This is a genomic window from Sphingomonas kyeonggiensis (assembly GCF_030812785.1).
GTDB classification, from domain to species: Bacteria; Pseudomonadota; Alphaproteobacteria; order Sphingomonadales; family Sphingomonadaceae; genus Sphingomonas; species Sphingomonas kyeonggiensis_B.
In genome coordinates this window covers 510,195-535,304 of sequence record NZ_JAUSTJ010000002.1, presented here as the reverse complement: position 1 = coordinate 535,304, position 25,110 = coordinate 510,195, and the positions used below count along the sequence as shown (strand labels likewise).

The 25,110-nt window shown below is 68.9% G+C and carries 23 protein-coding genes; 8 read left to right on the top strand and 15 right to left on the bottom strand.

What is annotated here, in order from left to right; genetic code table 11:
• Window positions 1-20: 20 nt before the first annotated feature.
• Complete coding sequence (locus tag J2W22_RS11865) at window positions 21-902, top strand: IclR family transcriptional regulator (RefSeq protein ID WP_307118464.1); 882 nt, start codon at window positions 21-23, stop codon at window positions 900-902.
• Between the two features lie 270 nt (window positions 903-1,172).
• On the top strand, window positions 1,173-2,468 hold the full coding sequence (locus J2W22_RS11860) for an L-fuconate dehydratase (protein WP_307118463.1): 1,296 nt from the start codon (window positions 1,173-1,175) through the stop codon (window positions 2,466-2,468).
• A 211-nt stretch (window positions 2,469-2,679) separates the two neighbouring features.
• Here J2W22_RS11860 and lldD read toward each other — a convergent pair whose 3' ends face one another.
• On the bottom strand, window positions 2,680-3,816 hold the full coding sequence (lldD, locus tag J2W22_RS11855; protein ID WP_307118462.1) for an FMN-dependent L-lactate dehydrogenase LldD: 1,137 nt from the start codon (window positions 3,814-3,816) through the stop codon (window positions 2,680-2,682).
• A gap of 95 nt (window positions 3,817-3,911) precedes the next feature.
• Between lldD and fucP the strand changes: the two genes are divergently transcribed.
• Genes fucP through J2W22_RS11825 form a run of 6 tightly spaced genes read left to right on the top strand, consistent with a single transcriptional unit; the run spans window position 3,912 to window position 8,997 of the window.
• On the top strand, window positions 3,912-5,195 hold the full coding sequence (gene fucP, locus J2W22_RS11850; RefSeq protein ID WP_307118461.1) for an L-fucose:H+ symporter permease: 1,284 nt from the start codon (window positions 3,912-3,914) through the stop codon (window positions 5,193-5,195).
• Window positions 5,192-5,530, top strand: coding sequence for an L-rhamnose mutarotase (locus tag J2W22_RS11845; RefSeq protein ID WP_307118460.1), 339 nt, complete (start codon window positions 5,192-5,194; stop codon window positions 5,528-5,530). Before fucP ends, J2W22_RS11845 begins: the two co-directional genes overlap by 4 nt.
• A complete protein-coding gene (locus tag J2W22_RS11840) occupies window positions 5,527-6,552 on the top strand; it encodes an aldo/keto reductase (RefSeq protein ID WP_307118459.1) in 1,026 nt (341 codons plus the stop codon). The genes J2W22_RS11845 and J2W22_RS11840 overlap by 4 nt, the downstream gene beginning before the upstream one ends.
• A gap of 2 nt (window positions 6,553-6,554) precedes the next feature.
• Complete coding sequence (locus J2W22_RS11835; protein WP_307118458.1) at window positions 6,555-7,379, top strand: amidohydrolase family protein; 825 nt, start codon at window positions 6,555-6,557, stop codon at window positions 7,377-7,379.
• A 12-nt stretch (window positions 7,380-7,391) separates the two neighbouring features.
• The gene (locus J2W22_RS11830) at window positions 7,392-8,129 is read left to right on the top strand and encodes an SDR family oxidoreductase (protein ID WP_307118457.1); all 738 of its coding nucleotides are present in this window, start codon (window positions 7,392-7,394) and stop codon (window positions 8,127-8,129) included.
• A 25-nt stretch (window positions 8,130-8,154) separates the two neighbouring features.
• Window positions 8,155-8,997 (top strand): fumarylacetoacetate hydrolase family protein, encoded by an 843-nt coding sequence (locus J2W22_RS11825; RefSeq protein WP_307118456.1) that lies wholly within the window; start codon window positions 8,155-8,157, stop codon window positions 8,995-8,997.
• A gap of 48 nt (window positions 8,998-9,045) precedes the next feature.
• Here J2W22_RS11825 and J2W22_RS11820 read toward each other — a convergent pair whose 3' ends face one another.
• From J2W22_RS11820 to J2W22_RS11755, 14 genes are all read right to left on the bottom strand, one after another.
• Entirely contained in the window at window positions 9,046-9,630 is a 585-nt protein-coding gene (locus tag J2W22_RS11820; RefSeq protein ID WP_307118455.1) for an Imm5 family immunity protein, read from the bottom strand.
• 13 nt (window positions 9,631-9,643) lie between these two features.
• Window positions 9,644-13,144, bottom strand: a complete 3,501-nt coding sequence (locus tag J2W22_RS11815; RefSeq protein WP_307118454.1) for a DUF4123 domain-containing protein — start codon at window positions 13,142-13,144, stop codon at window positions 9,644-9,646.
• A gap of 3 nt (window positions 13,145-13,147) precedes the next feature.
• Complete coding sequence (locus tag J2W22_RS11810; protein ID WP_307118453.1) at window positions 13,148-13,480, bottom strand: PAAR domain-containing protein; 333 nt, start codon at window positions 13,478-13,480, stop codon at window positions 13,148-13,150.
• 38 nt (window positions 13,481-13,518) lie between these two features.
• Window positions 13,519-14,358 carry a peptidoglycan-binding domain-containing protein gene (locus J2W22_RS11805; protein WP_307118452.1) on the bottom strand — a complete coding sequence of 280 codons (840 nt, stop codon included), beginning with the start codon at window positions 14,356-14,358 and terminating at the stop codon, window positions 13,519-13,521.
• A 3-nt stretch (window positions 14,359-14,361) separates the two neighbouring features.
• Window positions 14,362-14,628, bottom strand: coding sequence for a hypothetical protein (locus J2W22_RS11800; protein WP_307118451.1), 267 nt, complete (start codon window positions 14,626-14,628; stop codon window positions 14,362-14,364).
• Window positions 14,625-16,055, bottom strand: a complete 1,431-nt coding sequence (locus J2W22_RS11795) for a methyltransferase domain-containing protein (protein ID WP_307118450.1) — start codon at window positions 16,053-16,055, stop codon at window positions 14,625-14,627. The genes J2W22_RS11800 and J2W22_RS11795 overlap by 4 nt, the downstream gene beginning before the upstream one ends.
• Complete coding sequence (locus tag J2W22_RS11790) at window positions 16,052-16,615, bottom strand: hypothetical protein (protein WP_307118449.1); 564 nt, start codon at window positions 16,613-16,615, stop codon at window positions 16,052-16,054. Before J2W22_RS11790 ends, J2W22_RS11795 begins: the two co-directional genes overlap by 4 nt.
• 8 nt (window positions 16,616-16,623) lie before the next feature.
• Complete coding sequence (locus tag J2W22_RS11785) at window positions 16,624-17,508, bottom strand: M15 family metallopeptidase (protein ID WP_307118448.1); 885 nt, start codon at window positions 17,506-17,508, stop codon at window positions 16,624-16,626.
• Window positions 17,509-17,669: 161 nt separating this feature from the next.
• The gene (gene tssH / locus J2W22_RS11780; protein WP_307118447.1) at window positions 17,670-20,405 is read right to left on the bottom strand and encodes a type VI secretion system ATPase TssH; all 2,736 of its coding nucleotides are present in this window, start codon (window positions 20,403-20,405) and stop codon (window positions 17,670-17,672) included.
• Window positions 20,405-21,436 carry a type VI secretion system baseplate subunit TssG gene (gene tssG / locus J2W22_RS11775; protein ID WP_307118446.1) on the bottom strand — a complete coding sequence of 344 codons (1,032 nt, stop codon included), beginning with the start codon at window positions 21,434-21,436 and terminating at the stop codon, window positions 20,405-20,407. Before tssG ends, tssH begins: the two co-directional genes overlap by 1 nt.
• Window positions 21,400-23,262, bottom strand: a complete 1,863-nt coding sequence (gene tssF / locus J2W22_RS11770; RefSeq protein WP_307118445.1) for a type VI secretion system baseplate subunit TssF — start codon at window positions 23,260-23,262, stop codon at window positions 21,400-21,402. The genes tssG and tssF overlap by 37 nt, the downstream gene beginning before the upstream one ends.
• 6 nt (window positions 23,263-23,268) lie before the next feature.
• Complete coding sequence (gene tssE / locus J2W22_RS11765) at window positions 23,269-23,802, bottom strand: type VI secretion system baseplate subunit TssE (protein WP_307118444.1); 534 nt, start codon at window positions 23,800-23,802, stop codon at window positions 23,269-23,271.
• Between the two features lie 2 nt (window positions 23,803-23,804).
• On the bottom strand, window positions 23,805-24,590 hold the full coding sequence (locus tag J2W22_RS11760; protein WP_307118443.1) for a type VI secretion system accessory protein TagJ: 786 nt from the start codon (window positions 24,588-24,590) through the stop codon (window positions 23,805-23,807).
• A gap of 20 nt (window positions 24,591-24,610) precedes the next feature.
• Complete coding sequence (locus J2W22_RS11755; protein ID WP_307118442.1) at window positions 24,611-25,105, bottom strand: Hcp family type VI secretion system effector; 495 nt, start codon at window positions 25,103-25,105, stop codon at window positions 24,611-24,613.
• Between the last annotated feature and the right edge of the window lie 5 nt (window positions 25,106-25,110).

The following is a 25,110-nucleotide window of genomic DNA, read 5'->3' as shown; positions in this document are numbered from 1 at the left end:
CGCTACGCTAGCGTCCCCCGATGCCCCCCAAGCCCGCATCGCAGCGCAAGCCGGCCGCAAAGACTAGCCAGTCGGACGACAAGTCCGCATCGCCCAACTACAGCGCGCCCGCGCTGGAGAAGGGCATCGACGTGATCGAGCTGCTCGGCAACGAGCCGTTCGGCCTCACCATCACCGAGATATCGCAGCGCCTCGGCCGCTCGGTGAGCGAGCTGTTCCGCGTGATCGTCGCGCTGGACCGGCGGGGATGGCTGCACAAGGATGCCGCGAGCGACCGCTACCGCGTCACCTACAAGCTGCTCGAGCTCGCCCACCGCGCCACGCCGGCGCAGGAGCTGACCTATGTCGCCGCGCCGCGCATGCACGACCTGGCGGTGGCGACGATGCAGTCCTGCCACCTCGCGGTCGTCAACGAGAGCCGCGGGCTGATCGTCGCACGCCAGGAAAGCTCGGGCCCGACCGGGTTCGCCGTGCGCCTGGGCACCGAGATCCCGCTGGAGAACAGCTGCTCGGGCCATGTGCTGCTGGCATTCATGGACGAGGCGCGGCGCGAGGAAGTGCTTGGCGAAGCGCCGTCGAGCAAGCTGGCCAAGCGACTGGCGACGGTACGCGCCCAGGGCTATGAATCGATCGCCAGCTCGCGCCTCGCCGGGGTTTCGGACCTTTCTTGCCCGATCTTCGGCTTCAACGGCAGCGTGGTCGCGGCGCTCACCATCCCGTATCTGGCGGTGATCGACGATGCGCCGCACCTGTCGCTGGAGGAGACGCTCGCACTCCTGAAGGCCGCGGCGCTCGACATATCGACCGTGCTCGGCTGGTACGACCGCGAGGAGGCGCCGGTAGTGCCGAGCCTTTCGGTGCCGGAACCGAAGCGCGTGCGCCGGAGCCGCAAGGCCGGCTAGGCCCGCGGCGCCGCACGCCGGGCAGCAAACCCGCCTGGCGACATGCGATGTCGCGCGACGGATGGCGCCCGCGCCCTGGATCGACGACAATGGAATTTGGCGGGCCCGCCCCGCAGCCGCGTACCTGTGCCTCACGCTCGTCACGAGAGGAGAAACATCCGATTTCATCTAGAAATCATATTTCCATATACAAAATGAACTAGGGTCAATATGGAAAGTCTCCAATCGCACCCGATGTTTGTTTCCTCCCGTCACAGAGAAAAATCGCCAATGACCGTGATCACCGGCCTGCGCGTGCTGGACATCAGATTCCCGACCAGCCTTTCGCTGGACGGCTCGGATGCGATGAATCCCGACCCGGATTACTCCGCCGCCTATGTGATCCTGGAGACCGACACCCCCGGCCTGAGCGGCCATGGCCTGACCTTCACGATCGGCCGCGGCAACGAAGTCTGCGTGGCGGCGATCGAGGCACTGCGCCCGCTGGTGGTCGGCCAGTCGCTCGACACGATCCGGGCCGAGCCGGCCGCCTTCTGGCGCCATATCACCGGCGACAGCCAGCTGCGCTGGATCGGCCCCGACAAGGGCGCGATCCATCTTGCGACGGGCGCTATCGTCAATGCCGTCTGGGACCTCTGGGCGAAGGCCGAGGGCAAGCCGGTATGGAAGCTGGTAGCGGACATGTCGCCGGCCGAGCTCGTCGGGGCGATCGACTTCCGCTACATCACCGACTGCATCACGCCCGACGAGGCGCTCGCGCTGCTCGAGGCCCGCGCCGCCGGCAAGGAGGAGCGGATCGCGCTGCTCCGCGCCGAGGGCTATCCCTGCTACACCACCTCGGCCGGCTGGCTCGGCTATGACGACGCCAAGCTGCGCCGCCTGGCGCAGGAGGCGATCGACGCCGGCTTCCGCCACATCAAGCTCAAGGTCGGCGTCGACCTGGCGGACGACGTGCGCCGCGTCGGGATCGCCCGCGAAGTGCTGGGCCCCGATCGCACGCTGATGATCGACGCCAATCAGGTCTGGGAAGTCGAACAGGCGATCGAATGGGTCAACGCCCTCGCCTTCGCCAAGCCCTTCTTCATCGAGGAGCCGACCAGCCCGGACGACGTGCTCGGCCATGCCCGGATCCGCGCCGGCATCGCGCCGGTCAAGGTGGCGACCGGCGAGATGTGCCAGAACCGCATCCTCTTCAAGCAGTTCATCATGAGCGGCGCGATCGACGTGGTGCAGATCGACGCCTGCCGCCTGGGCGGCGTCAACGAAGTGCTGGCGGTGCTGCTGATGGCGGCGAAATACGACCTGCCGGTGTGGCCGCATGCCGGCGGCGTCGGCCTGTGCGAATATGTCCAGCATCTCGCGATGATCGACTATCTCTGCTTCGCCGGCACGCGCGATGGCCGGGTGATCGAATATGTCGACCATCTCCACGAGCATTTCCTCGATCCCTGCGTGATCCGCTCGGCCGCCTATATGCCGCCCGAGCGCCCGGGCTTCTCGATCGAGATGAAGCCGGAAACGCTGACCCGCTACCAGTATCGCCCGGGGCGCGGCCAGGCGGCCTGATTGGCTGTTCCCCGGCAAAAGCCGGGGCCGAAGGTCACGAGCGCGCTGGCTGATTTCCACCGCTATCCCGCTCTCCTGCCGTCATCCCCGCGAAAGCGGGGACCCATCTCGGGGAGATGCCACGACCGCAACGGCTGTCGGATCGGGTGGCGCATGCAGGAGATCGGTCCCCGCTTTCGCGGGGATGACGGCAATGGAAGGCGGGATCGCTCTAGCGCCTGTCGAGCAGCGAGGAATCGATCTCCGCGATCGTGCGCGCGCCGGCCAGTGCCATGGTGGTGCGCATCTCTGCGGCGAACAGGTCGAGCAGGCGCGCCACGCCCGCCTCCCCCGCCGCGGCCAGCGCATAGGCCCATGCCCGGCCGAGCAGCACGCCCTCGGCCCCCAGCGCCAGCATCCGCACGACGTCGAGCCCGGAGCGTATGCCCGAATCCGCCAGCACGGCGAGCTGCCCCCGGACCGCTTCCGCCACGGAAGGCAGCGCGCGGGCGGTCGAGAGGGCGCCGTCGAGCTGGCGCCCGCCATGGTTGGAGACGACGATGCCGTCCGCACCGAGCCGCGCCGCATCCCGCGCATCCTCGGGATCGAGAATGCCCTTGATGATCAGCGAACCGTCCCAGGCCTCGCGGATCCATTCGAGGTCGCGCCACTGGACGGTGGGATCGAAGTTGGCGGCGAGCCAGCCCATGAAATCCTCGAGCCCGCTCGCCTCGCCCAGCACCGGCGCGACATTGCCGAGGATGTGCGGCCGTCCGCGGACGCCGACGTCCCATGCCCAGCCCGGCCGGCCCGCCGCCTGCAGGAGGCGCCTTGTGCCTGCCCAGGGACCGGAGAGCCCGCTATGCGCATCGCGGCGGCGTGGGCCGGGGACCGGCATGTCGACCGTGAACACCAGCGTGTCCACGCCTTGCGCCTTGGCGCGGGCGAGCAGGTCCCGCATAAAGCCCCGGTCCCGGATGACGTAGAGCTGGAACCAGATCGGCCTTGAGGATGCCGCAGCGACCTCGTCCAGGGCGCAGACGGATACCGTGGAGAGACAAAAGGGTATGTTCCGATCCGCAGCCGCACGCGCGGCCTGCACTTCGCCGCGGCGCGCATACATGCCCGTCAGGCCGACCGGCCCGAGCATGAGCGGAAGCGCGAGCTGCTGGGAGAACAGGGTGCAGGACAGGTCGACTTCGCTCACGTCGCGAAGGACGCGCTGGCGGATGGTCAGCGTCTCCAGATCGGCCTGGTTGCGCCCCAATGTCAGCTCCGCCCCGGCCCCGCCATCGACATAGTCGAACAGGAAGCGCGGCAACCGCCGCTGCGCCGCCCGGCGGAAATCACTGGTCGAAGTGGCGATCATCAAGGCATCCCTATCTTGTTTTTTCCTATGAACTTGTATTTTAAATACGCAATTATAAAAGAGCATATCCGGCCTTGCCGGGGGAGGAACCTGTAATGGCCAGTCGCGCGTCCACAGCCGCACCGCCGATCATCGAGCGCCGCTATGCGGTCGCCTTTGCGCTCGTCACCACGCTGTTCTTCTCCTGGGCGCTGGCGGCCGCGCTCAACGACGTGCTGATCCGCCAGTTCCAGAAGGCGCTCGACCTCACCCGCACCGAAGCGAGCCTGATCCAGTTCGCCTTCTATGTCGGTTATTTCTGCGCCGCCATTCCCGCCGGCCTGCTGATCCGGCGCCTGGGCTACAAGAACACGATCCTGATCGGGCTGGCCTGTTATGCGGGCGGCGCCTTCCTCTTCTATCCGGCGGCGGCCACCGAGCAATATGGCCTGTTCCTCGCCGCGCTCTACGTGATCGCGATCGGGCTCGCCTTCCTCGAGACGGCGTCCAACCCCTATGTGACGATCCTCGGCGCCCCGCAGACCGCCTCCGCGCGGCTGAACCTGGCCCAATCCTTCTACGGGATCGGCGCGGTGATCGGCCCGATCATCGGCGGGCTCTTCATCTTCTCCTCGGACGAACGGACCCAGGCGCAGATCGCCGCGATGGCGCCGGCCGAGCGTGCCGCTTGGCGGTCCGCCGCGGCGACCGCGGTGCAGGGGCCCTATGTCGCGATCGGCGTGGCGGTGTGCCTGCTCGCGCTGCTCATCGCGCTTACCCGCTTCCCGGTGCTCGAACAGGCGAAGAAGACCGCCGGCACCGGCCGCCCGCTGTTCGCCGTGCTGCGCCACCCGCGGCTGCGCGCGGCGATCTTCGCGCTGTTCCTCTATGTCGGCGCCCAGGTCGGCGTGTGGAGCTTCTTCATCGACTTCGCCAAGAGCCAGGCGCCCCAGCTGAGCGAGCAGGCCACCGCCTTCTTGCTTTCCGCGAGCCTGGGGATGCTGATGATCGGCCGGTTCAGCGGTGCGTTCCTGCAGAAGCGGATCGCGCCGGCGCGGCTGCTCGCCGTCTATGCGGTGGCCAATGTGCTGCTCTGCGGCTTCGCTGCCTTCGCCACCGGCATGCCCGCGGTCGGTGCGCTGTGGCTGACCAGCTTCTTCATGTCGATCATGTTCCCGACGATCTTCGCGCTCGGCGTCGAGGGGCTGGGCGAGGAGACCGAGAGCGGCGCGGCCTTCCTGATCATGGCGATCATCGGCGGCGCGGTGTTCCCGCCGCTGATGGGCCTGGTCTCGGAGCGGATCGGCGGCGTCCACCACATGATGCTGGTTCCGATGCTCGCCTTTGCCGGCGTATTGGGCTTTGCCGTGCTGCGACTTCGTGAAGGACTGGCCAAGTGACGCGTGCCCTGTTCGCCCTCGACCTGGAAGACGATCCGGACCTGATCGCCGCCTATGAGGCGCGCCACGCGCCGGGATCGGTATGGCCGGAGATCGTGCGCGACATCCGCCGGCGCGGCTATCGCGAGATGGAGATCTGGCGCGTTTCCAACCGCCTGGTCATGCTCGCCGAGATCGCGCCGGAGGGTCTCGCTCCTTCCGACCCTGACGTCCAGCCGATCGTCGACCAATGGGAAGCCGAGATGGACGCCTATCAGCGCCCGATCGCATCCGGCAGCCCGAAATGGCTGCCGATGACGCGCATCTTCGCGCTCGATGAGCAGCCCCCGGCATGATTCCGACACGGACGATTCCCCGCGCCAAGATCCAAGTCAGCGAGATCGGGTTCGGCGCCGCGCCGCTCGGCAATCTCTACCAGCCGATCACCGACCTCGAGGCGCGCGCCACGCTCGAGCATGCGCTCGCGGCGGGGATGAACTATGTCGATACCGCCCCGCATTACGGCCATGGGCTGAGCGAGCGACGGACCGGCGATACGCTGCGCGCGCGCGCCGGCGTGGTGCTGTCGACCAAGGTCGGGCGGTTGCTGCGCGCCGATCCGGCGCTGCGGGGCGATGGCGAGCGGCAGGGCTTTCGCTCGCCGCTGCCCTTCGAGCGCCATTTCGACTATTCGCATGACGGCGTCCTGCGCTCGTACGAGGACAGTCTGCAGCGCCTCGGCCTGGCGCGGATCGACCTGCTCTATGTCCATGACATCGGGACGCGGACGCATGGCGCGGACAATGCGCGCTATTTCGACCAGCTGACGAAGGGCGGCGGCTTCCGTGCGCTGGAACGGCTGCGCGACGAGGGCGCGATCGCCGGCTTCGGCGTCGGCGCGAACGAGTGGCAAGTCGGGCTCGACGCGCTGCGCGCGGCGGACCTCGACGTGATGCTGCTCGCCGGCCGCTATACGCTACTCGAGCAGGGTGCGCTGGCCGAGTTCCTGCCCCTCTGCCTCGAACGGCAGGTCGCGGTGGTCATCGGCGGCGCGTATAATTCGGGCATCCTCGCGACCGGCACCGCGGCGGGGACCGGGCTGCGCTACGATTATGGCGAGGCGCCCGCCGAGATCGTGGCGCGCGTCGTCCGGCTCGAGGCGGTCTGCCGGGAATATGGCGTGCCGCTCGCCGCCGCCGCGCTGCAGTTCCCGCTGGCCCATCCCGCCGTGGCGAGCGTGCTGCTCGGCCTGGGTGCGCCGCGGCAGGTCGAGGAGACGATCGGGTTGCACGCGTTCCGCATCCCGCCGCAATTCTGGCTGGACCTGCGCGAGGCAGGCCTGATCGCCGAAGACGCGCCGATCCCGGCGGAGCGCTGACGATGCGTATCGATTCGCACTTCCACCTCTGGCGACCGGCGCGCGGGGACTATGGCTGGCTGACCCCGGCGGCCGGCATCCTCTATCGCGATTACGAGCCGCAGGAATTCGCCCCGCTGCTGGTGGCGCACGGCATCGACGCCGCGATCCTCGTCCAGGCGGCGCCGAGCGAGGCCGAGACCGCATTCCTGCTCGACCATGCCGAGACCCGCCCGTGGATCGCCGGCGTGGTGGGCTGGGCCGACCTGGCGGCCAGCGACGCACCGGCGCGTGTCGCCGCGCTGGCGGGAACGCCCAAGATCCTCGGCCTTCGCCCGATGCTGCAGGACCTGGACGACCCGGACTGGATCCTCGGCGATGCCGTGCGTCCCGGCCTGGACGCTATGGCGGCGCACGGCCTGGTTTTCGACGCGCTGGTCCGCACGGAGCAGCTGCCCGCGATCCTTGTCCTGGCCACGCTGCATCCCGACCTGTCGATCGTCCTCGACCATTTCGGCAAGCCGCGGATCGGCGATGCGCCCGACAATGCGTGGCTCGACGCGATCTCGGCGCTGGCCGGCATGCCCAATGTGACGGTCAAGCTGTCCGGTCTGCTCACCGAGGCGCCGGCGCATGCCGATGCAGCCACCCTCGCCCCCTGGTTCGACCATGTCGCGCGCAGCTTCGGCACCGACCGGATCCTGTGGGGCAGCGACTGGCCGGTGCTGACCCTGGCCGGCAGCCATGCCGGCTGGGTCGCCATCACGGACACCCTCCTCGCCGGCTGCGACCGCCGTGCGCGCGAGGCAATTTTCGGTGCCAATGCGGCACGCGTCTACAAGCTCTGACGGAGACAAGGAATGACCAAGGCAGGCCGGCTGGCGGGCAAGACCGCGCTGGTGACCGCAGCGGCGCAGGGTATCGGCCGGGCGACCGCGGAGCTCTTCGCCGCAGAAGGCGCCACCGTATGGGCGACCGACGTCAACCTCGACGGCCTGTCCGACCTCACCGGCTGCCGGACCGCGCGGCTCGACGTGCGCGACGAAGCCTCGATTGCCGAGGCGCTGGGGAGTGCCGGCCCGCTCGACGTGCTGTTCAACTGCGCCGGCGCGGTGCCGGGCGGGACGATCCTCGACTGCACGGACGAGCAATGGGCACTGGCCCAGGACCTCAACCTCACCAGCATGTACCGGATCATCCGCACCGCCCTGCCCGCGATGATCGCGCGCGGCGGCGGCAGCATCGTCAACATGTCCTCGGTCGCCAGCTCGATAAAGGGCGTGCCCAACCGCTTCGCCTACGGCGTCACCAAGGCGGGCGTCATCGGCCTGACCAAGGCGGTTGCGGCCGATTTCGTCGGTCAGGGCATCCGCTGCAACGCGATCTGCCCGGGCACGATCGAGACCCCCTCGCTGCACGAGCGGCTGCGCGCCACCGGCGACTATGAAGCCGCCCTCTCCGCCTTTGTCGCGCGCCAGCCCATGGGCCGGCTGGGCCAGGCCGGGGAGGTCGCCGCCCTCGCCCTTTATCTCGCCTCGGACGAGTCCGCTTTCACCACCGGCCAGATCCATGTGATCGATGGCGGCTGGACCAACTGATTCCGCATCCTGAAGGAGCCTTGATATGAAATTGCTGCGCTTCGGCCCCAACGGCAACGAGAAGCCCGGCCTCGTCGATGCCGAGGGCAATATCCGCGACCTGAGCGGGATCGTCTCCGACATCGACGGCAGCACGATCACCCCCGAGGGCCTGGACCGGCTCCGCGCGATCGACCCGGCGAGCCTGCCGCTGGTCGAGGGCGATCCGCGCCTCGGCCCCTGCGTCGCGCGCCCGGGCAAGTTCCTCTGCATCGGCCTCAACTATGCCGACCATGCAGCCGAGACCGGCGCCGCGATTCCCGAAGAGCCGATTATCTTCATGAAGGCGACCAGCGCGCTATCCGGCCCCAACGATCCGATCGTGAAGCCCCGCGACGCGACCAAGCTCGATTGGGAAGTCGAGCTCGCCTTCGTCGTCGGCAGCGAATGCCGCTATGTCGACGAGGCCCAGGCCGAAGCGGCGATCGCCGGCTATTTCGTCTGCAACGACGTGTCGGAGCGCGCCTTCCAGCTCGAGCGCGGCGGCACCTGGGACAAGGGCAAGGGCTGCGACAGCTTCGGCCCGATCGGCCCCTGGCTGGTCACCGCGGACGAGGTGGGCGACACCAGCGACCTGCACATGTGGCTGGAGGTCAACGGCAAGCGCTACCAGGACGGCTCGACCTCGACGATGATCTTCCGTCCCGCCTTCATCCTCTCCTATCTCAGCCGCTTCATGAGCCTGCAGCCGGGCGACATCGTCACCACCGGCACGCCGCCGGGCGTCGGGCTTGGCCAGACCCCCAATGTCTGGCTCCACAAGGGCGACCGGGTCGCGCTCGGCATCGCGCGCCTGGGCGAGCAGCGCCAGGAAGTGATCGACGCCTGATCCGGAGACCGGGCCTAGCCGCATCGCCGCGGCCGGGCCCGTGCCCCGTCAGATCCCATAGACTTGCGGGATCGCCGTATCGAGATACCAGCTCCAGAACGCCCGCCGCGCCGCTGCGTCGGAGGGCCGGCCGTTCAGGCCGCGCGCCGCCGCCGATGCGCACATATAGCTGGTGTCATAGGCTTCGGGATCGAGCTGCTCGTCATCCTCCGCCTCCGGGATCGCGTCCTCATTGTCCTCGATCCGCGCTTCCATGACGGTGTTGGCGGCGGCGAGACCGACGAACATCGCGGAAGCGTCGCCGGGATAGCTACGGCTCTCGACGACCTCGACATAGAAACGGTCCCGCGCGTCGCCGGCAGCCTCGTCCTCGATCGTGCCCGCGACACGCTGCGCGGCGATGTCCAGCATCTGGCTGACACCGGCGTCTCCCGGGAAACGCTCCTCCCAGCGGCCGAGCACGTGCCGCACACAGGCATCGTTCAGCCGCACCCGGCGCACATAGCCGGTCCGCGCGTCAGCCAGCGCAGCGAGATCGCGCCAGATCGCCGTGCGGCGCCCCAGCGACAGCGCGCCCTCCGGATTGCGCGCGAGATCGTCCCGGGCCGCTGCGATACTGTCTTGGATTGCCATTCAGTCCTCTTGTTCAAGGCTTGGGATCGCCCGGCTTCAGCACCGAGCCGTCCGATTTGAAGATCCAGGTGCCGTTCGGGTCGGTGACGACCTGGTCGGCGCCATTGTGCTGGGCCAGCTTGGAGAAATAGCCCTGGCAATCGGCGCACATCGGCTTGGACACGCCGATCGGGTGATCCGGGCTGAGCACAGACATCTGCTTCTCCGCATGGGAAGCATTGTACTGGCCTGGGAAATCCTTGTCGAAGGGATGCGGCTCGAGCTCGTGGCCGATCTGGCCGGCCTTGTTCTGCACCTGCTGCGCCGTCGCGCCGTCGAACCCCTCGGGCCGGGGCTGCTTCCAGCCGCTCAGCGTCTTCGCATCGTTCGACGAGGTCGTCTTGACCGCATATTCCTTCTTGGTGAGCCCCGCCTTGGCGGTGTTCGCCCGGCCCAGCGCGGCCTGCGATTCCGCCACGTCCGCCGCGGTCGCCGCGCGCGGGGCGACCGGTGCCGTCTCCTCGGGCACCACGCCTCTGCCGGTGCCCGTGCGGCCGCCGCTGATATAGCGTCCCGCAGCACCAAAGGCGCCGCCCAGGCCGGTCGAGATCGCCGCGTCCTTCCAGCTCCACGGACGCGGCTTGCCGGTGAGATTGTCGATGCCCCAATCGGCGGCATAGCCAATGAACCCGCTCGAAGCGCCTGCCGCAATGAACGCGCCCAGCCCGGCGATCTCGGGCAGCAACAGGAACGGCACCGATGCGATCGCGCCGACCACCGCGCCCTTCAGGCCGGCGAGCAGGATGCAGGAGAGGCAGAACTCCTTCTGGTTGAGCGCCTCGTTGACCATCGCGCCCGCAGCACCTGCCGCCGCGCCGGCGGCGACGATCAGCAACGGCCCCGAGATCGGCGCGGTCAGGACGACGACCGCCGCCACCGCCACCGCCGCGACGATCGCCAGCGCGGCCTTCCACCACAGGCCCGTCGGATCGGCACGGTTGACCGGATCATTGCCGGCATAGGCGTAGAAATTGAGCCCGCCCGCCACGCCGATCGGATCGCGGCTCAGATAACGGCCAAGCGCCGGGTCGTAATAGCGGAAGCGGTTGTAATGGAGGCCGGTCTCGGCATCGTGATACTGGCCCGGCAGACGCAGCGGCTGCTCGATCCCGCCGGGCAGCGCGGCCATCGCGCCGAAGCCGCTGCGTTCGGCCTCCCAGGTCACCTTGCCCGCGGCATCGGTGAGCCGCATCGGCACGCCCAGCGGGTCGCAATGATATTGGTGGATCGCGCCGCCCTCGCGCAGGAACAGCGGCTTCCAGGTCTGCGGCCAGTAGCAATAGTCGCGGGCACGCTCGGGGCCGCCGCCCTGCCAGTCGCGACCCTCGCCATGGACCTGCTCGACTTCGCGGATCAGCTGCTCGCCGGCCCAGACATAGCGGGTGATCCGCTGGGTGCCGCCCTGGCTGACTTCCTTCCAGATCCGCCGGCCCAGCGGATCATAGCCGAAGCGGACCAGCCGGCCGCCATCGTCCTCGGCCCGCACCAGCCGGTCGAACCCGTCATAGGCATAGTGCCAGGCCTGCGCGCCGCCGCTGCGGGCGATGCAGTTGCCGCGCCCGTCATAGTCGAAGCGCTCGTTCCCCTGCCCGATCAGACGGTTCAGCGAGTCGAACTGCGCCGGTCCGGCGGGTCCCGAGACGCGGTTGCCGGCGCCGTCATAGGCGAAGGCCTCGCTCGCGCCGTTCGGGCGTTCGACCGCGAGGAGCTGGCCTTCCGCGTCATAGCCGAAGCGGGTGGCGCCCAGCCTTGTATCACGCTGCTCGGCCAGCCGGTCGTCGCCGTCCCAGGCGAAGCCCTGCTCGAACACCGGCTTGCCCGCCGCCTCGACGCGGACGCCGGTGGTGAGGCCGACGGGATTGTGGAAGGTGCTGGTGGCCAGCCCTTCGGGCGAAGTCAGGCGCCAGCCGGCGTCCTCCGGCGCATAGTCGATCGCGTGGCGCCGCCCGGCCCAGTCGGTGACGCTAGACAAACGAAGGTCGGCGTCACGCGTGTAGCGGATCGTTTCGCCGGTCGGATAGGTCAGGCCGGTCAGCGTGCCGACATCGTCATAGACATAGGCGACGCTCTGGTCGCCCTGCCGCTCCTCGATCAGCCGGCCGCCTTCGTCATAGGCCCAGGCAAGCGTGGCATCGCCGTTCCTGGCGGCGACGAGTTGACCCTTCTCGTCATAGGTGAAGGTCGCGACGTCCCCGTCGGGCGTGGCCAGCCGGGTGACGCGCCCAGCCTCGTCCTGGACGACGTCGAGCACATGCCCGTCGGCGCGGGTGATCTGCTGGAGCCGGCCGGCGGGATCGAAGGCATAGGCCTCGCGGCGGCCATCGGCCTGGACCAGCGCCTCGGGCCGCGCGCCCGCGCCATAGTCGAAGCGGGTGGCATTGCCGTTGCCGTCGACCATCGCGACGAGCGTGTCGCCGTCATAGTCGTAGCGCTCGACCCGGCCGACCCGGTCGCGCTGGGCGGCGATGAACCTGCCCCGCGTGTCGCGCGTCGCCTCGATGCCGGTGTCGCGGTAGCGGATGCCCGAGAAACTGCCGTCCGGGAAGTCGATGCGGGTCAGCCGGTGCTGGTCGTCATAGCCCGCGCGGAACCGCGTCTCGCCGCCGCGCGACACATGGGTGATGTCTCCGGCGTCGTCATAGTCGAGGCCGAGTTCCAAGCCCGAAGGGAGCTTGACCCCCTTGAGCTGCCCCCTTTCGTTGCTCGCCACCCGCCATTGCCGACCGAGCGGACTGATGACGCGGTCGAGCATGCCGCTCGCGCCGAAGCCCAGCCGCATGACGCCGCCATCGGGATTGGTGACCAGCACATCGTCCGACTGCGGCTCGCGCCGGGCCTTTTGCGGGGTGCCTTCGAAGCTCGCCGCGATCCGGTCGCCGAGCGCGCGGCGACGGAAGGCGGCGACGTTCGCCTCGCTGATCCGGTGGCGGGCGCCGACGGCGGCGCGCGGCGCGGCGCGGACGATCTCCGGCGCGCGATAGGCCATCATCCCCTCGCCGCGCGCATCGACGGTCAGGAAGGCCCGGACCGGGCCGAAAAAGGCGTTCAGCTCGTCCGGGGTCGAGCTGCGCAGAAAGGCGGGCAGCAGCCGGGGGTCGTAGAAGCGGAACAGCCAGCCCGCCCCTTCGGGCGAGCGGACCTTTAGGAAGCGGCGCAGGTGTCGCCGGGTCGCGTCGAACCCGGCGCTGGAGATCAGGAACACGCCCCAGGGCTGGCCGTCGAAGCGCGTCGCCAGCGCCTCTGCCTGGGCGGGGTCGACGCGGAACAGATAGGGTGCCTGCTCGCGATAGTTGATCGCGGCGCGGCCGAGATAGAGGCAGGCCGCCCGCCCCTGCCCGGCCTGCTCGGCCATGGCCGGGATGTCGGGCGAGACACAGCCATCGACCAGCGCATAGAGCTGCCCCGCCGCCGCCCAGCCGGCGACGTCACGCGCGGCGACGGGCGCGAACAGGATCGGGGGCGCGGCGCTCGCCATGCTTTATTCGGTGACGAAGGGCGCGCCGCTGCCGTGCGCGTCGCCAAGCGTGGTGCTGCGCGCCTTGGCGCCGTCGCCGATCAGCACGGTCGGCGCGCCGGTTGCGATCTTGCCGCCATGGCAGGTGCTGTCGCCGATCCGCGCGGCCTCGTTGTTGCCGATCTTCACCGTCGGGCAGCCGCTCTCGATCTGGCTGGGGCTGCCGCAGTCGAGCGTGTCGCCCTTGCGCGCGGCGGGCAGGCCGCAGATCAGCACCGACTTCTCGCCGGTCATGATCGTGCCCTTGTTCTTGATCGGGCAGGCTTCGGTATCGGTAATCCGTGCGGCGGGCGGCATGGTCTTACTCCCAGATACGCGGGGTGAGGCTGGAACGCTCAACGGCCATTGGCGGACCAATGCGGCGGATCGCTCGCGAGCTTGAGCAGGCCATAGGTCGCGCCCACGGCGTGGAGATCGGTGTTGGTGTTGCCCGATCGCGGCTGGTCGATCTTGTGGGTCTGGCCGGCAGCATCGAGGATGTCGATCGGCCCGTCCCAGCTTATCGTCATGTCGATCGCGGTGCCCTCGATATGGTTCGAGGTGAGCGAGGGCTTGAAGGCGATGTGGAACAAATTGACCATCGCCTGGGCGGCGCGGCGCGAGACGGTCGGGTCGCCGTGATCCCAGAGTATGTCGACCTCCGGATTGGCGGGCACCGCGCCGGGCTGGACCGCACCGTGGGCGACCTGCCAGGCATAATGCATGATCCAGGCGCGATTGCGGTTGCGCAGGGTCGCGCTCACCCTGACGGTCGCGCCGGCACGCTGGAGTGCGGCGATGAAGCTGCTCGTCTGGGTGGCGAAGGCCGGGGCGAGATCAGCGACGCGATCGCTGTTCGGGAAGCGCGCCTCGTTGGCGTTGAACCAGGCCGCGCCGCTCAGCCTCGGCAGCGCCGCCTGGGCGCGCAGCCGGTCGCGCAGCAGCGTGGTCGGCTGGGTGTCGGCCAGCGCGGTCCAGGTCCGGCCATTGGGATCGACCCGCCCGTCCGAGCGCCCGCCGAGCACCAGCGACTGGTAGCGGCCGATCGCGGCCATGGTGGCGTTGTCGATCACGCCATTGGTCGGCAGCGGCTGCAGCCCCATCTCGCCAACGCGCAGGTTGAGCAGTTCCTGCACCTGCGCGACATCGGCGGGAACATTGGCGCCGCCGCGGCCTACGGATCCGGTGATCGGCACCGTTCAGTCCTCGATCCGCGGGTCGTAGCGGCCGAGCCGGCGCTGCACCGCGCGGTTATGCGCATATTGGCGCTTCAAACGGGCCAGTTGCCGATCGGCCCCGGTGCAGAACCGTATCGTGGCCGATTCAATTTCCCTCTGCCGCGCCGCGTCCGGCGAGTCCTCGCCACGAAAATGGTCGCACTTTTCCCGCCGCGCGACATAGGCGCGGACCTCCCTCGGGAGGGTCTGCGGCGTCAGCGCCAGGGCGAGGAAAGCGGTCAGGATCATGCCGCGATCAGCCCCTCGGTCACCAGGGTGCGCAGGCCCTTGTCGAGCGCCTCGTCGCTGTCGAGCCCGGCCTCGCGGGCCACCGCGGCAAGCGCGGCACGGTCGCGGGTGCCGTCGAGATGCGCGAGGACATGGCGCGGGCCGAACTCGGGAATGGTCATCAGCCGGTGATCGAGCGTGCAGATATTCTCGAGCCCCTCGCCGAGCATCGCTCGGATCAGCGGACTGGCGCGAGGGCGCTCGCTGACTTCGGCGGCATAGGGCGCGGGAGCGGTGCACAGGTCAATCAGCCCGGCATCGAACATCTCGAACAGCGCCAGCTTGCGCGCCGACGTGTCGACCAGTTCGTCGACACGGATCCGCGCCGGCCGGGCGTCGACCAGCCGGCCGAGCGCCTCGGCGAGCGGCGCGTCCTGCACCTCGAAGACATTGGCGTTCATCCGGAACATGCCGTCGGCGTCACGGTGGCAGCGCGTGACCGCGTAGAGTTCGCCGAGCGCTTCGAGGTCGATGCGGCGCTTCGGCCTGGCGGTGTCGCGGACAAGCAGCGTCTGGCGGAAGAAGCGAAAGTCGTGAACATCGCGCACATGGAGCAGGCGGACCAGCTGGGCGGTGCTATCCCCTTGTGGCATCACATCATCGGGCAGGAAGGCGTCGCCCATCCGCTCGCGATCGGCATCGCCCAGGAATTGCAAGCCGTTAGCGGACGCTTCTGAGACCACCTCTCCGAGCGACTGCGGGTGGAAATGCGGGCCGAGCTCGTCGTGGCAGAGCACCGACCAGGGCTTGTCGAGCGTATGCTTCGCCGCGTCGCGCAGCGCGGCCTGGGCGGGGTTCTCGCGCCCCTCGGGCTCGGCGGCGAGCGCGGTGAGATAGTCGCGCGCCGCCTGCCAGCGCTCGGTACCCTCCAGCCCTTCGAGGCGGAGCAGCAGCGCCTCGCGCAGCACCAGCCGGATATGCCCGCCGGGCATCGCATTGTAGCTGACAAAGGCGACGCCGTCGGGCGACAGCAGCCGGCCGATCAGCGCCATCGTCGCCGCGCGCACCGCCGGCGGCACCCAGGCATAGACGCCGTGCGCGACGATATAGTCGTACGGCCCGTCGAGATGATCAGCGGCGGTGAGGATGTCGAGCACCCGAAGCTCGGCATTGGCGATCCCTGCAAGCGCCCGCCAGCGCTCGCCCCGCGCCACCGCGGTGGGCGCGAGGTCGAAGCCGGTGAAATGCGCCTGCGGCCAGGCGGCGGCGAGCGCGAGCAGGTTCATCCCGTCGCCCGCGCCGATCTCCAGCACGCGGGCGCCGGCTATCGGCGGCGGCGACAGGCCGGCCAGCCGCGCGATCGTCGCCAGCCGATCGGGCGCCGTCTGGCTGAAGATCGCGCTGGGATAGGCGACCGCGTCATAGGCCGTGGGCGCAGCTTCGCTCATTCGACCTGCAGGTCGAGCTGCTTGGCCGCATCGGCATAGAAGCGCGCCGACGCGGCATTCTTCTGCGCCTGGAACCGCGCGCTCGCCGCACGCGCCGCCTTGGCCGCGACGTTGAACGAGTCGATCCGCACCTGCGGCTCGAGATCGCCCTGGACCAGATCGTCGCCGGTGAACTTGCCGACGACATAGCCGCCATCGACGTTGATCGCGCCGATCACCGGCACGCCCTCGCGCAGCTCGCCATAGAAGGTCGCGGTCGCCTTGCCGCCGTCGCGCCGCACCAGCACGCCGAGGCCCGACGCCTTGCCGCCCGGGCACTCGCCGATCCAGTTGGTCGGCCCGGCGGTCAGCGATTTGGGCGCGACGAAGCGGCACTTGCTGCCGGGATCCTGCGACCAGACCAGCTGGCCGTCGGCGGGAGCCGATGCGTTCAGGGGCACGGCAGCGGCGGGCACTTCTGGCGTTTCAGCCGCGACATTCGCCGGCGCCTGGTTGTTGCCCGAGGCGATGACGGGATGGCAACCGAGCAGCGCGGCGGCGGCGAGGCCGCCCAGGATCATCCGCGCGCTCATGGGTTGGGGAAGCTCGCGATGAGAGCGGCGCCACATTCGAAATGCATTGCATCCTCCGTTCGGAAACCCGCGCCCCAATACCAGCCGCGTGCGTTGAAAAAGGGAGCGAGCAGGACGAGGCCGTGATAGACCTTGTTGTCGCCGCGGACGTCGAGCTTGCCGTTGATCTTGAGGTCGATCGCGGTGCCCCAGCTGTGGTTCGAGATCGAGGTGGACGAGCCGCGCACGTTGCGGACCACCTTCATCCCCGCCGAGCTCAGCGAGTTGTAGAGATCGGGGATCGAGCGCTGCACGTCGGACAGCACCTCGCGCAGGCTGGCCACGGCCGGGCGCAGGCCGGTGACGCGGAACGGGCCGACCGATTCCGTGCTCATCATCGCGGCGAGCTTGGCATTGGTGATCGGCTGGTCGTTCTGGCTGTAATTCTCACGCGGGGCGCCGAACTTGGCGAGCAGCACGCGGTTGGCCGGCGAGGTCAGCCCGCGGTTGAGCGTCGAGCGGTCCGGGCGCGGCACCAGCGTCGTGTAGGAAGTCGAACTGTTGCCGGGCGTGGGCGCGGCGGCGGCCGGCGGCGTCGCGCGGCCGATGATCGCCGGCGCGCCACCACCGCCATTGCCATTCGCGGCCACCCGCGGCGGCGTGCGGACGGGGGTGACGTTGCGGGTGGGCGTGGCGGGACGGACGCCGCCTGGCGCAGCGGACCGCGCCGCACTGCCCTGCCCGGTCAGATGCCGCCAGGTGGTGGCATTGGGTTCGACCAGTCCATCGGGATTGCGCATCAGGTTGCGCTGATAGTTGACGATGGCCGAGATCGTCTTCGGCCCGCATCGGCCGTCGATCAGGCCGAGCCGCATCCCGGCCCGGGTGAGCAAACTCTGCACTGCGATCGTATCCGCGCGCGCGTTATTGCCATTCAATCCGACTGAACCCTGCAAGGCCGCTGACATACCCCTACTCCCTACTGATGCCGCATTGGCATGACTAGATATGCTTCTTTGCGTTATCTTGCAGCGGAATGACTATCTACTGCACGATCCGTGAATTATCCTTCGTTCACCGCTTCAGGAACCCGTTCCACCGCATCGTTATTCTGTTCGACCGGCGCCGGCTTCTTGTCGCGTGTGCTTTCGAACCCATAGCTGAACCCCTCGGGCCCGGTATCGACATGGATCGCGTCGACATCCTCGCCGCGCATCTGGCGCTCGAGCAGCGCGATCGACATCTCGGGGAGCATCGTGTTGGTGAGGATCGCATCGATCACGCGCCCGCCCGAGGCGACCTCGTTGCAGCGCGAGACGATCAGATCGACCACCGAGTCCGCGAAGCTGAGGCGGATCTTGTGGTTGTCGGCGAGGCGCCGGACGATGCGGTTCAGCTGCAGCTTGACGATGCCGGCGAGCATCGCCGGGCTCAGCGGATAATAGGGCAGCACCAATAGGCGGCCGAGCAGCGCCGGCGGGAACACCTTGAGCAGCTCGGGCCGCAGCGCCGTCGCCAGCCCTTCGGGCTCGGGCTTCATCTCGTCATCCTCGGACAGGTTCATGACGAGATCGGTGCCGACGTTGGAAGTGAGCAGGATCAGCGTGTTCTTGAAGTCGATGAACCGCCCCTCGCTATCGTTCATGAACCCCTTGTCGAACACCTGGAAGAACATCTCATGGACGTCGGGGTGCGCCTTCTCGACCTCGTCGAGCAGCACCACCGAATAGGGCCGGCGGCGCACCGCCTCGGTCAGCACGCCGCCCTGGCCGTAGCCGACATAGCCGGCGGGCGCGCCCTTGAGGGTGGAGACGGTATGCGCCTCCTGGAACTCGCTCATGTTGATTACGATGAGGGAGTCGTCGCCCGAGAAGAGCAGCTCGGCCAGCGCGTGGGCGGTCTCGGTCTTGCCGACGCCCGAGGGGCCGCAGAGCATGAACACGCCGACCGGCTTGTTGGGATTGTCGAGCTTGGCGCGGCTGGTCTGGATGCGCTTGGCGATCGCGTCCATCGCATGATCCTGGCCGACGACGCGCGCCTTCAGCTGGTCGGCAATGGTCAGCACGCTCTGGATCTCGTCCTTGACCATCCGGCCGACGGGAATCCCGGTCCAGTCGCCGACCACGGCGGCGACCGCATCGGCATCGACCACGCCGAACACCATCGGCGTGTCCTCCTGCGCCTCGCGCAGGGTGGCGATCGCGATATCGAGCGCGTCGCGCAGCTCGGCCTCGTTGGCCGGTTCGCCCTCGGCCTCGGCCCGGGCATCGCGCAGCGCGGCGCGGGCCTGGACGACCGTGTCGAGCGCCTGCTCCTCGCGCTTCCACTTGGCTTCGACCGCGTCGCGGGCGGCACGGGCCTCGGCCAGTTCCTCGTCGATCTTCGTCAGCCGGTCGTCGGCGCGGTACTGGCCGCTCGCCTCGCGGGCGACGACCTCGCGCTCGACCTCGAGCAGCTCGACCTTGCGGCGGCGATCCTCGACCGCGGCGGGTGTGGCGTGCTGCGACACCGCGACGCGGGCGCAGGCGGTGTCGAGCAGGCTCACCGCCTTGTCGGGCAACTGGCGCGCCGGGACATAGCGCTGCGACAGCGTCACCGCCGCCGATACCGCCTCGTCGAGCACCACGACCTGGTGATGCGCCTCCATCATCGGCGCGACCGAGCGGATCATGTCGATCGCCTTGTCGGTCTCGGGCTCGCTCACGTCGACGGTCTGGAAGCGGCGAGTGAGCGCCGGGTCCTTCTCGAAATACTGGCGATATTCGGCATAGGTGGTCGCCGCGATCGTGCGCAGCCGGCCGCGGGCCAGCGCCGGCTTGAGCAGGTTGGCGGCGTCGCCGGTACCCGCCTGCCCGCCCGCGCCGATCAGCGTGTGCGCCTCGTCGATGAACAGGATCACCGGGGTCGGCGAGCTTTCGACTTCGTCGATCACCTGGCGCAGCCGCTTCTCGAACTCGCCCTTCACGCTGGCGCCGGCCTGCATCAGCCCGATGTCGAGCGTGCGCAGGGACACGCCCTGCAGCGCCGGCGGCACGTCGCCATCGGCGATGCGACGGGCAAAGCCCTCGACCACGGCGGTCTTGCCGACGCCGGCCTCGCCGACGAGGATCGGGTTGTTCTGGCGGCGGCGCAGCAGGATGTCGATCACCTGGCGGATTTCGGCGTCGCGGCCCACGATCCTGTCGAGCTCGCCGGCCTTTGCCTTGGCGGTGAGGTCGATCGAATACTTCCCGAGCGCCTCGCCCGGGCTAGCGACGCCGGTGCTGGCGGGGGCTTCGGCGTCACCGCCGGCAGTGGCCGGGCCAGCGTCGCGCTGGGTGGTCTCGGCGGAAGACTGGACGACCAGGTCAAAGTCGCTGCCGAGCTTCTCCGCCTGGACCTTGCGCCATTCCGGGCTCAGCGCGAACAGCGCGTTGCGCAGGGTCGGCGTCTTGAGCATGCCGTAGAGCAGATGGCCGCTGCGCACCCGGCCCGCGCCGAACTGAAGCGAGGCGTAGAGCCAGCCCTTCTCGATCGCCTCCTCGATCTGCGGCGCGAAATCCGAGATCGCGGTGGCGCCGCGGGGCAGTGCGTCGAGCGCGGCGACGGTGTCCTCGACCAGCTTGCTATCGTTGAGGCCAAAGGCGGTGCGGATCGCGGCAACGTCATTGCGCGTGTCCTGGAGCAGGATGTGCACCCAATGCGCCAGCTCGACATAGGGATTGCCGCGCATCTTGCAGAAGCTGGTCGCGGTCTCGATCGCCTTGAGCGGCACGGGACCCAGGCGACCGAACAGAGCAGAGCGGCTGATTTCCGTCATCAAAGTCCCCCAAGTGCGGCATGGGCGGGCTTGAGCCGCCGCAGATGCGCGTCCGATCGGATGCGGTCGCTCGGCTGCGGGCCTATCCAGCCCGTCCAGCCCAGCCGCGTGCGTCCGTCCAGCCGCGCGGCTGGAACGTTCCGCTCGGCGATTTCGATCCGCATGTCCCATTCGAGATGGCTCGGCGCGAAGGCATCGAGCGCTTCCGAGGCGATGGCGAAGCGCGGGCCCGAGGGCAGCAGCTTCTCGAACTCGGCGAAGGAGCGCGCCTCGATCACCACGCTGAACGCGTCCGAGGCCATGCGGATGCGGTCGCCCAGCACCAGGTCGCCGCCCAGGGTCGCGAAGCTGCGGCCGAGCCGGCTGCGGTCCTCCTTCGGGATGTCGCGCCACCGGGGGCGATACTCGATCACCTGGACCGGCTGGCCGAGGAGGTGGCCGAGCGCATCCTCGATCGCGATCGCGCTGCGCCGGCCGGCGAACAGTGCGGCGTAATGGACGCGCGCCTGGGCAGTGAACAGCGCCTTGGGCGAGACGCCTTCGGTGGCACCGGAGAGCGCGGCGAGATAGCCGGCGAAGCGGTCGTCCGCGGGCCGGTCGGCATGGACGACGGGCTGCGAATCCGCCCAGGCGCGGAAGAAGAATTGCAGCATCCGGTTGGCCAGCACGTCGAGCCAGCGCCCGAACGGCCGCTGCTTGGCGTAGCGATGCTCGAAGGTGGCGAACTCGGTGAGGTGGATCGGCAGCGGGCCGTTGGGGCCGGTGAGGCCGAGCCAATAGCCGTTGAGCTGGATGCGCTCGCCGCGCGGCTCGGCGGAATGGAGCGTCGGCGCCGGGAAGTGCATCGCGGGCACCTGGGCCAGATCGACGACGCTCTGATTCGGGCGGCGCGCGCGGCCGAGGCGCGGCAGATGGGGGGCACGCGCCTCCGCCCCGCGGACCGCGGGGAACATTCCGAACTTCCGTGCCTGCTCGCCGACGCGGCGCAGGAAGCTCAGATGTTGTGCTGGCGCCCCATCCTCGGCGGCCATTGCGCGAACTCCCCTTCGTTCGGACTGAAGAAACTGCACTCGGTGAAGGCGTTGATGCTGGCGAACTCGGCCAGGAAACGCTCGAGCACGGCGGTGAACAGGAACATGCCACCCTTGTCGAAGGCGGCATCGTCGAGCTTGATGCGGATCTTGTGGCCGCGGGCGAGCGCCATCCGGTCGAGCCCGGGCACGCGGCGCATGACCTTGGACGAGCTGATGCCGAGCACGCCATCGATCTGGCGGCGGAGGACGGCATCGTCCTGGCGGCCGTAGAGCGCGAGATGGTCGCGCAGCGCCGAGGGGTCGTCATGATCCTCGGGCGCGAGCGTGACGTAATTGGGGGTGAGGTGCGCGATCACCCGCCAGGCGGCGTCACCGAGGCCGAGCGGCGGGCGCGGCCGGGTCGGCGCGCGCAGCACGGAGACGGCACGGGCGGGTACGCCCGAGACGGTGAAATGCTTGTCGCCGCGGAAGGTGAGCAGTTCGGGCAGCTCGCGATTGGTGACCAGCCCGCGGACGGCGAGTTCGTGGACATCGTCTAGCCGCGAGGCGTCGCCCGGCGAGGTCAGGCTGATCCAGGTCTCGGTGCCGACATATTCGCTGCGGCGGCGCAGGCGCTGCTCGCGGGTGGACAGGCGGCGGGGGCGCAGCTGGGTCGAGTAGAACAGCGCCTCGCGCCAGTCGTAGAGCAACGCGCCGAACGCGTAGAGCGGCGCCACCGTGCGGGCGTCGACATTGTCGCGGGCATAGGCCTTGACCTCGGTGAGGCGGAACACCTCGAAGTCGTAGCGCTTGGTGCGATCGGGGATGACGTGCAGCTCATGCTCGTGCGGGCGGACCTGGACGCGGTCGAGCTGCTTCTCGAACAGGTTGATCGCCGGCGTGGCGAACAGCCTGAAGTTGCTGGCATCGACCGCGCGGGCGAGCGCCGGCGAGGAGCGGCCGAACAGCAGGACCACGTCGCAGGCGCGCGGGGAGGACTGGAAGGCGCGGTGCAGGTCGCGCAGCTTGGCGAACAGGAAGCGCTCCGGACAGGCGAAATATTCGGAGAGCAGCCGGTAGCCGCGAAAGGCGCGCTGGTCGGCGGGGAGCAGCGCTTCCTCGTCGGCGAACCCGACCTGCTCGGGCACCGGCAGCGCGACCCAGGGGGCATTGGGCACGGCGTCAGCGGAGCGGCCGAGCACCGCGAGCGTCTCGCCGATCAGCTGGCGATAGAGCTCGTTGGGCACCGCCTCGGCGCCGTGGAGATAGAGCGGTAGCTCCTTCACCGGCACCTTGGGCAGCTCCGCCCCCGGCGTCGCCACGAAGCGCAGGCGGAGGCCGGCCTCGGCGCGGACGTTCGCGGCCGCGGCATAGGGCGCCACCGCCGCGCGGGTGGAGAGATATTCCGCCTCGGCGAGCTTGATCGGCCAGAGCGTCACGTCATGGCCGGTGCGGAAAATGACGGGCGCATTGTCCTGGCTGGCGGCGAAGGCGGTCAGCTGGGTGCCGTGCGGGACCTTGTGGCCCTTGAGCAGCACCTGGTCGCCTTCCTTGGGGTCGAAGCCGGCGACGCAGATCGACGGCATCGGCGCGAGGTAATGCGGCTGGATCGCGTGGAGCAGGTGCGAGGTGAATTCGGGATACTGGTCCGCCAGCTTGAGCTGCACCCGCGCGCCGAGGAACGCCACGCCCTCGAGCAGCCGCTCGACATAGGGGTCGGGGTCGGTCGGCGTCTTCAGGCCGAGCCGGCCCGCGACTTCCTCATGCTCCTCGCCGAACTCGCGCGCGGCTTCGCGGAGATAGGCCAGCTCGTCATTGTAATGGCGCAGCAGGCGCGGATCCATTTCGCCCTACTCCGTGACGTCGACAGCGACGGTCTCGGGATCGACCTCGGTGCGGAACTTGACCGGCATGGCGTGCGCGGCGGCGGTGATGTCGCCGCGGATCACGAAGGTGATCGTATTCGGCTTGTCCGGGTTCTCGGCGGGATCGACGGTGAGCGACTCCCCCGCCAGCCGCGGCTCGAACCGGCGGATCGCCTTGCGCAGCTCGCGGGCGCGCTGGAGGATCGCCCGCCGGGTCAGCGCCTTGCCGGCCAGGTCGCTCAGCCCATAGTTGAGCACCGAGTCCTGGACATACGGATAGGGTTCGAGGTCGTGCAGCGCCTCGATGTTGGTGGTGTTGAGCAGCCAGGCCAGCTCGCGCCGGATCGTTGCGCGCAGCGCCGCCTCGTTGAAGCGGTCGAGCCTGGGCACCGCATAATGGCGGAACTTCTCGCGCGAGACCTGGGGCGTCTCGGACTCGATGTCGCGCAGCCCCGATATCTCCAGATCGGCAACCAGCTTGTCGAACAGCGTCGGCGTGAGGCGCTGGCGGACGGCCATGACTAGCGCAAACTCAGCGTGCGCAGCGACAGCAGCGCCTGATCCTCGCCATCGGACAGGGTCCAGAGCCGCTGGCCCGATCCCGCCTGGCCCCATTCGGCATCGGCCCAGGACGTCGTCCGGCCGAGCCGCTCGGAGACCTCGGCAGCGGCTTCGGAGCCGGGATAGCGGGCGGGAAGGAAGGCGGCGACCGACTGGCCGGAGCGGAAGGCGATCTGCACCGGATACCAGATCAGGTCGCGCAGGTCGCGCGGCCCCTCGCTGGTGATGCTGGCCACCTGGTCGAAAGCCTGGAGGCCGTAGCGGCCACCGATGATCGCCTCGAAGCTGGGCCCGAAGCGCGCATCGGCATCGGCGATCCAGTCGAAATCAATATCGTTGAAGCTGCCCGGCACATCGGGCGCGGCATCGAAGGCAGCGTCGCGCGCGCCCTCGCCTTCCGCGATGCGGCCCTGGGCGAAATGTTCGATGGCGTCGATCACGCCTTCGAGCCAGTCGCTGGCGACGTGCTGGCGCGCCCGGGCGCGGCCGGCAAAGACCTCGGCACGCTCGCGCTCGGCATCGATCGCCTGGCCATAGGCCACGGCGAGCATCTGCGCCTCACCCGAGAGCTGCGCGAGGGTATCGAGCTGGCGCCGGGCCTTGTCCCATTCCCCCGCCGCGGCGAGGAGCTGGAACAGGAACATCCGTGCCTGCTGGTTGGCGGGCTCCGCCCGGACGGTCTCGACGAGCGCGGAGCGCGCACCGTCGAGATCGCCGGAACGAAGCAGCGTGTCGGCATCCGACATCGGCGCTGAACCTTTCAGGATCAGGCGGCGACGTTCTGCCGGATGTCGTAGCTGGCCGTGACCACGCCGCCGTCCTTGCTGCCGGAGCGGCTCTGCGGCTGATAGTCGAAGGTCACCTTGGCGGTGTTGAACACGATCGATTCCATGATCGCATCGCCATGGCTCGCGCCCTGGTTGTCGACCGAGGAGACGATCACGTCCTCCAGCTTGATCTTGTAATAGGTCAGCGGCTGCTGATCATCACCCGCCTTCTGCGAGTAGATGATGATCTCCTTGATGTGCTTGCCCGAAGCACAAGCGCTGAACAGCTTGGGGGAAGACTTGTCGACTTCCTTCACGATCGAGATGTCCCGGATCTCGGCCTTGCCCGAACCACCGCCAGCACCACCGGTGTGGAACGAGCCGTGCTGGGCTGCGCCGAAGTTGAACGACACGATGTCGATCTCCTTCTCATGGCCCTTTTTCTGGCTCTCACCCTCGATGCCATCGATCTTCAGGAACAAATCAACTGCCATCACCT

Bases quoted from the DNA above. Each gene is read 5' to 3' on its own strand.
- J2W22_RS11865 (WP_307118464.1), top strand. From the start codon at position 21: ATGCCCCCCAAGCCCGCATCGCAGCGCAAGCCGGCCGCAAAGACTAGC.
- J2W22_RS11860 (WP_307118463.1), top strand. From the start codon at position 1,173: ATGACCGTGATCACCGGCCTGCGCGTGCTGGACATCAGATTCCCGACC.
- lldD (WP_307118462.1), bottom strand. From the start codon at position 3,816: ATGATCGCCACTTCGACCAGTGATTTCCGCCGGGCGGCGCAGCGGCGG.
- fucP (WP_307118461.1), top strand. From the start codon at position 3,912: ATGGCCAGTCGCGCGTCCACAGCCGCACCGCCGATCATCGAGCGCCGC.
- J2W22_RS11840 (WP_307118459.1), top strand. From the start codon at position 5,527: ATGATTCCGACACGGACGATTCCCCGCGCCAAGATCCAAGTCAGCGAG.
- J2W22_RS11835 (WP_307118458.1), top strand. From the start codon at position 6,555: ATGCGTATCGATTCGCACTTCCACCTCTGGCGACCGGCGCGCGGGGAC.
- J2W22_RS11830 (WP_307118457.1), top strand. From the start codon at position 7,392: ATGACCAAGGCAGGCCGGCTGGCGGGCAAGACCGCGCTGGTGACCGCA.
- J2W22_RS11825 (WP_307118456.1), top strand. From the start codon at position 8,155: ATGAAATTGCTGCGCTTCGGCCCCAACGGCAACGAGAAGCCCGGCCTC.
- J2W22_RS11820 (WP_307118455.1), bottom strand. From the start codon at position 9,630: ATGGCAATCCAAGACAGTATCGCAGCGGCCCGGGACGATCTCGCGCGC.
- J2W22_RS11815 (WP_307118454.1), bottom strand. From the start codon at position 13,144: ATGGCGAGCGCCGCGCCCCCGATCCTGTTCGCGCCCGTCGCCGCGCGT.
- J2W22_RS11810 (WP_307118453.1), bottom strand. From the start codon at position 13,480: ATGCCGCCCGCCGCACGGATTACCGATACCGAAGCCTGCCCGATCAAG.
- J2W22_RS11800 (WP_307118451.1), bottom strand. From the start codon at position 14,628: ATGATCCTGACCGCTTTCCTCGCCCTGGCGCTGACGCCGCAGACCCTC.
- J2W22_RS11795 (WP_307118450.1), bottom strand. From the start codon at position 16,055: ATGAGCGAAGCTGCGCCCACGGCCTATGACGCGGTCGCCTATCCCAGC.
- J2W22_RS11790 (WP_307118449.1), bottom strand. From the start codon at position 16,615: ATGATCCTGGGCGGCCTCGCCGCCGCCGCGCTGCTCGGTTGCCATCCC.
- tssH (WP_307118447.1), bottom strand. From the start codon at position 20,405: ATGACGGAAATCAGCCGCTCTGCTCTGTTCGGTCGCCTGGGTCCCGTG.
- tssG (WP_307118446.1), bottom strand. From the start codon at position 21,436: ATGGCCGCCGAGGATGGGGCGCCAGCACAACATCTGAGCTTCCTGCGC.
- tssF (WP_307118445.1), bottom strand. From the start codon at position 23,262: ATGGATCCGCGCCTGCTGCGCCATTACAATGACGAGCTGGCCTATCTC.
- tssE (WP_307118444.1), bottom strand. From the start codon at position 23,802: ATGGCCGTCCGCCAGCGCCTCACGCCGACGCTGTTCGACAAGCTGGTT.
- J2W22_RS11760 (WP_307118443.1), bottom strand. From the start codon at position 24,590: ATGTCGGATGCCGACACGCTGCTTCGTTCCGGCGATCTCGACGGTGCG.
- J2W22_RS11755 (WP_307118442.1), bottom strand. From the start codon at position 25,105: ATGGCAGTTGATTTGTTCCTGAAGATCGATGGCATCGAGGGTGAGAGC.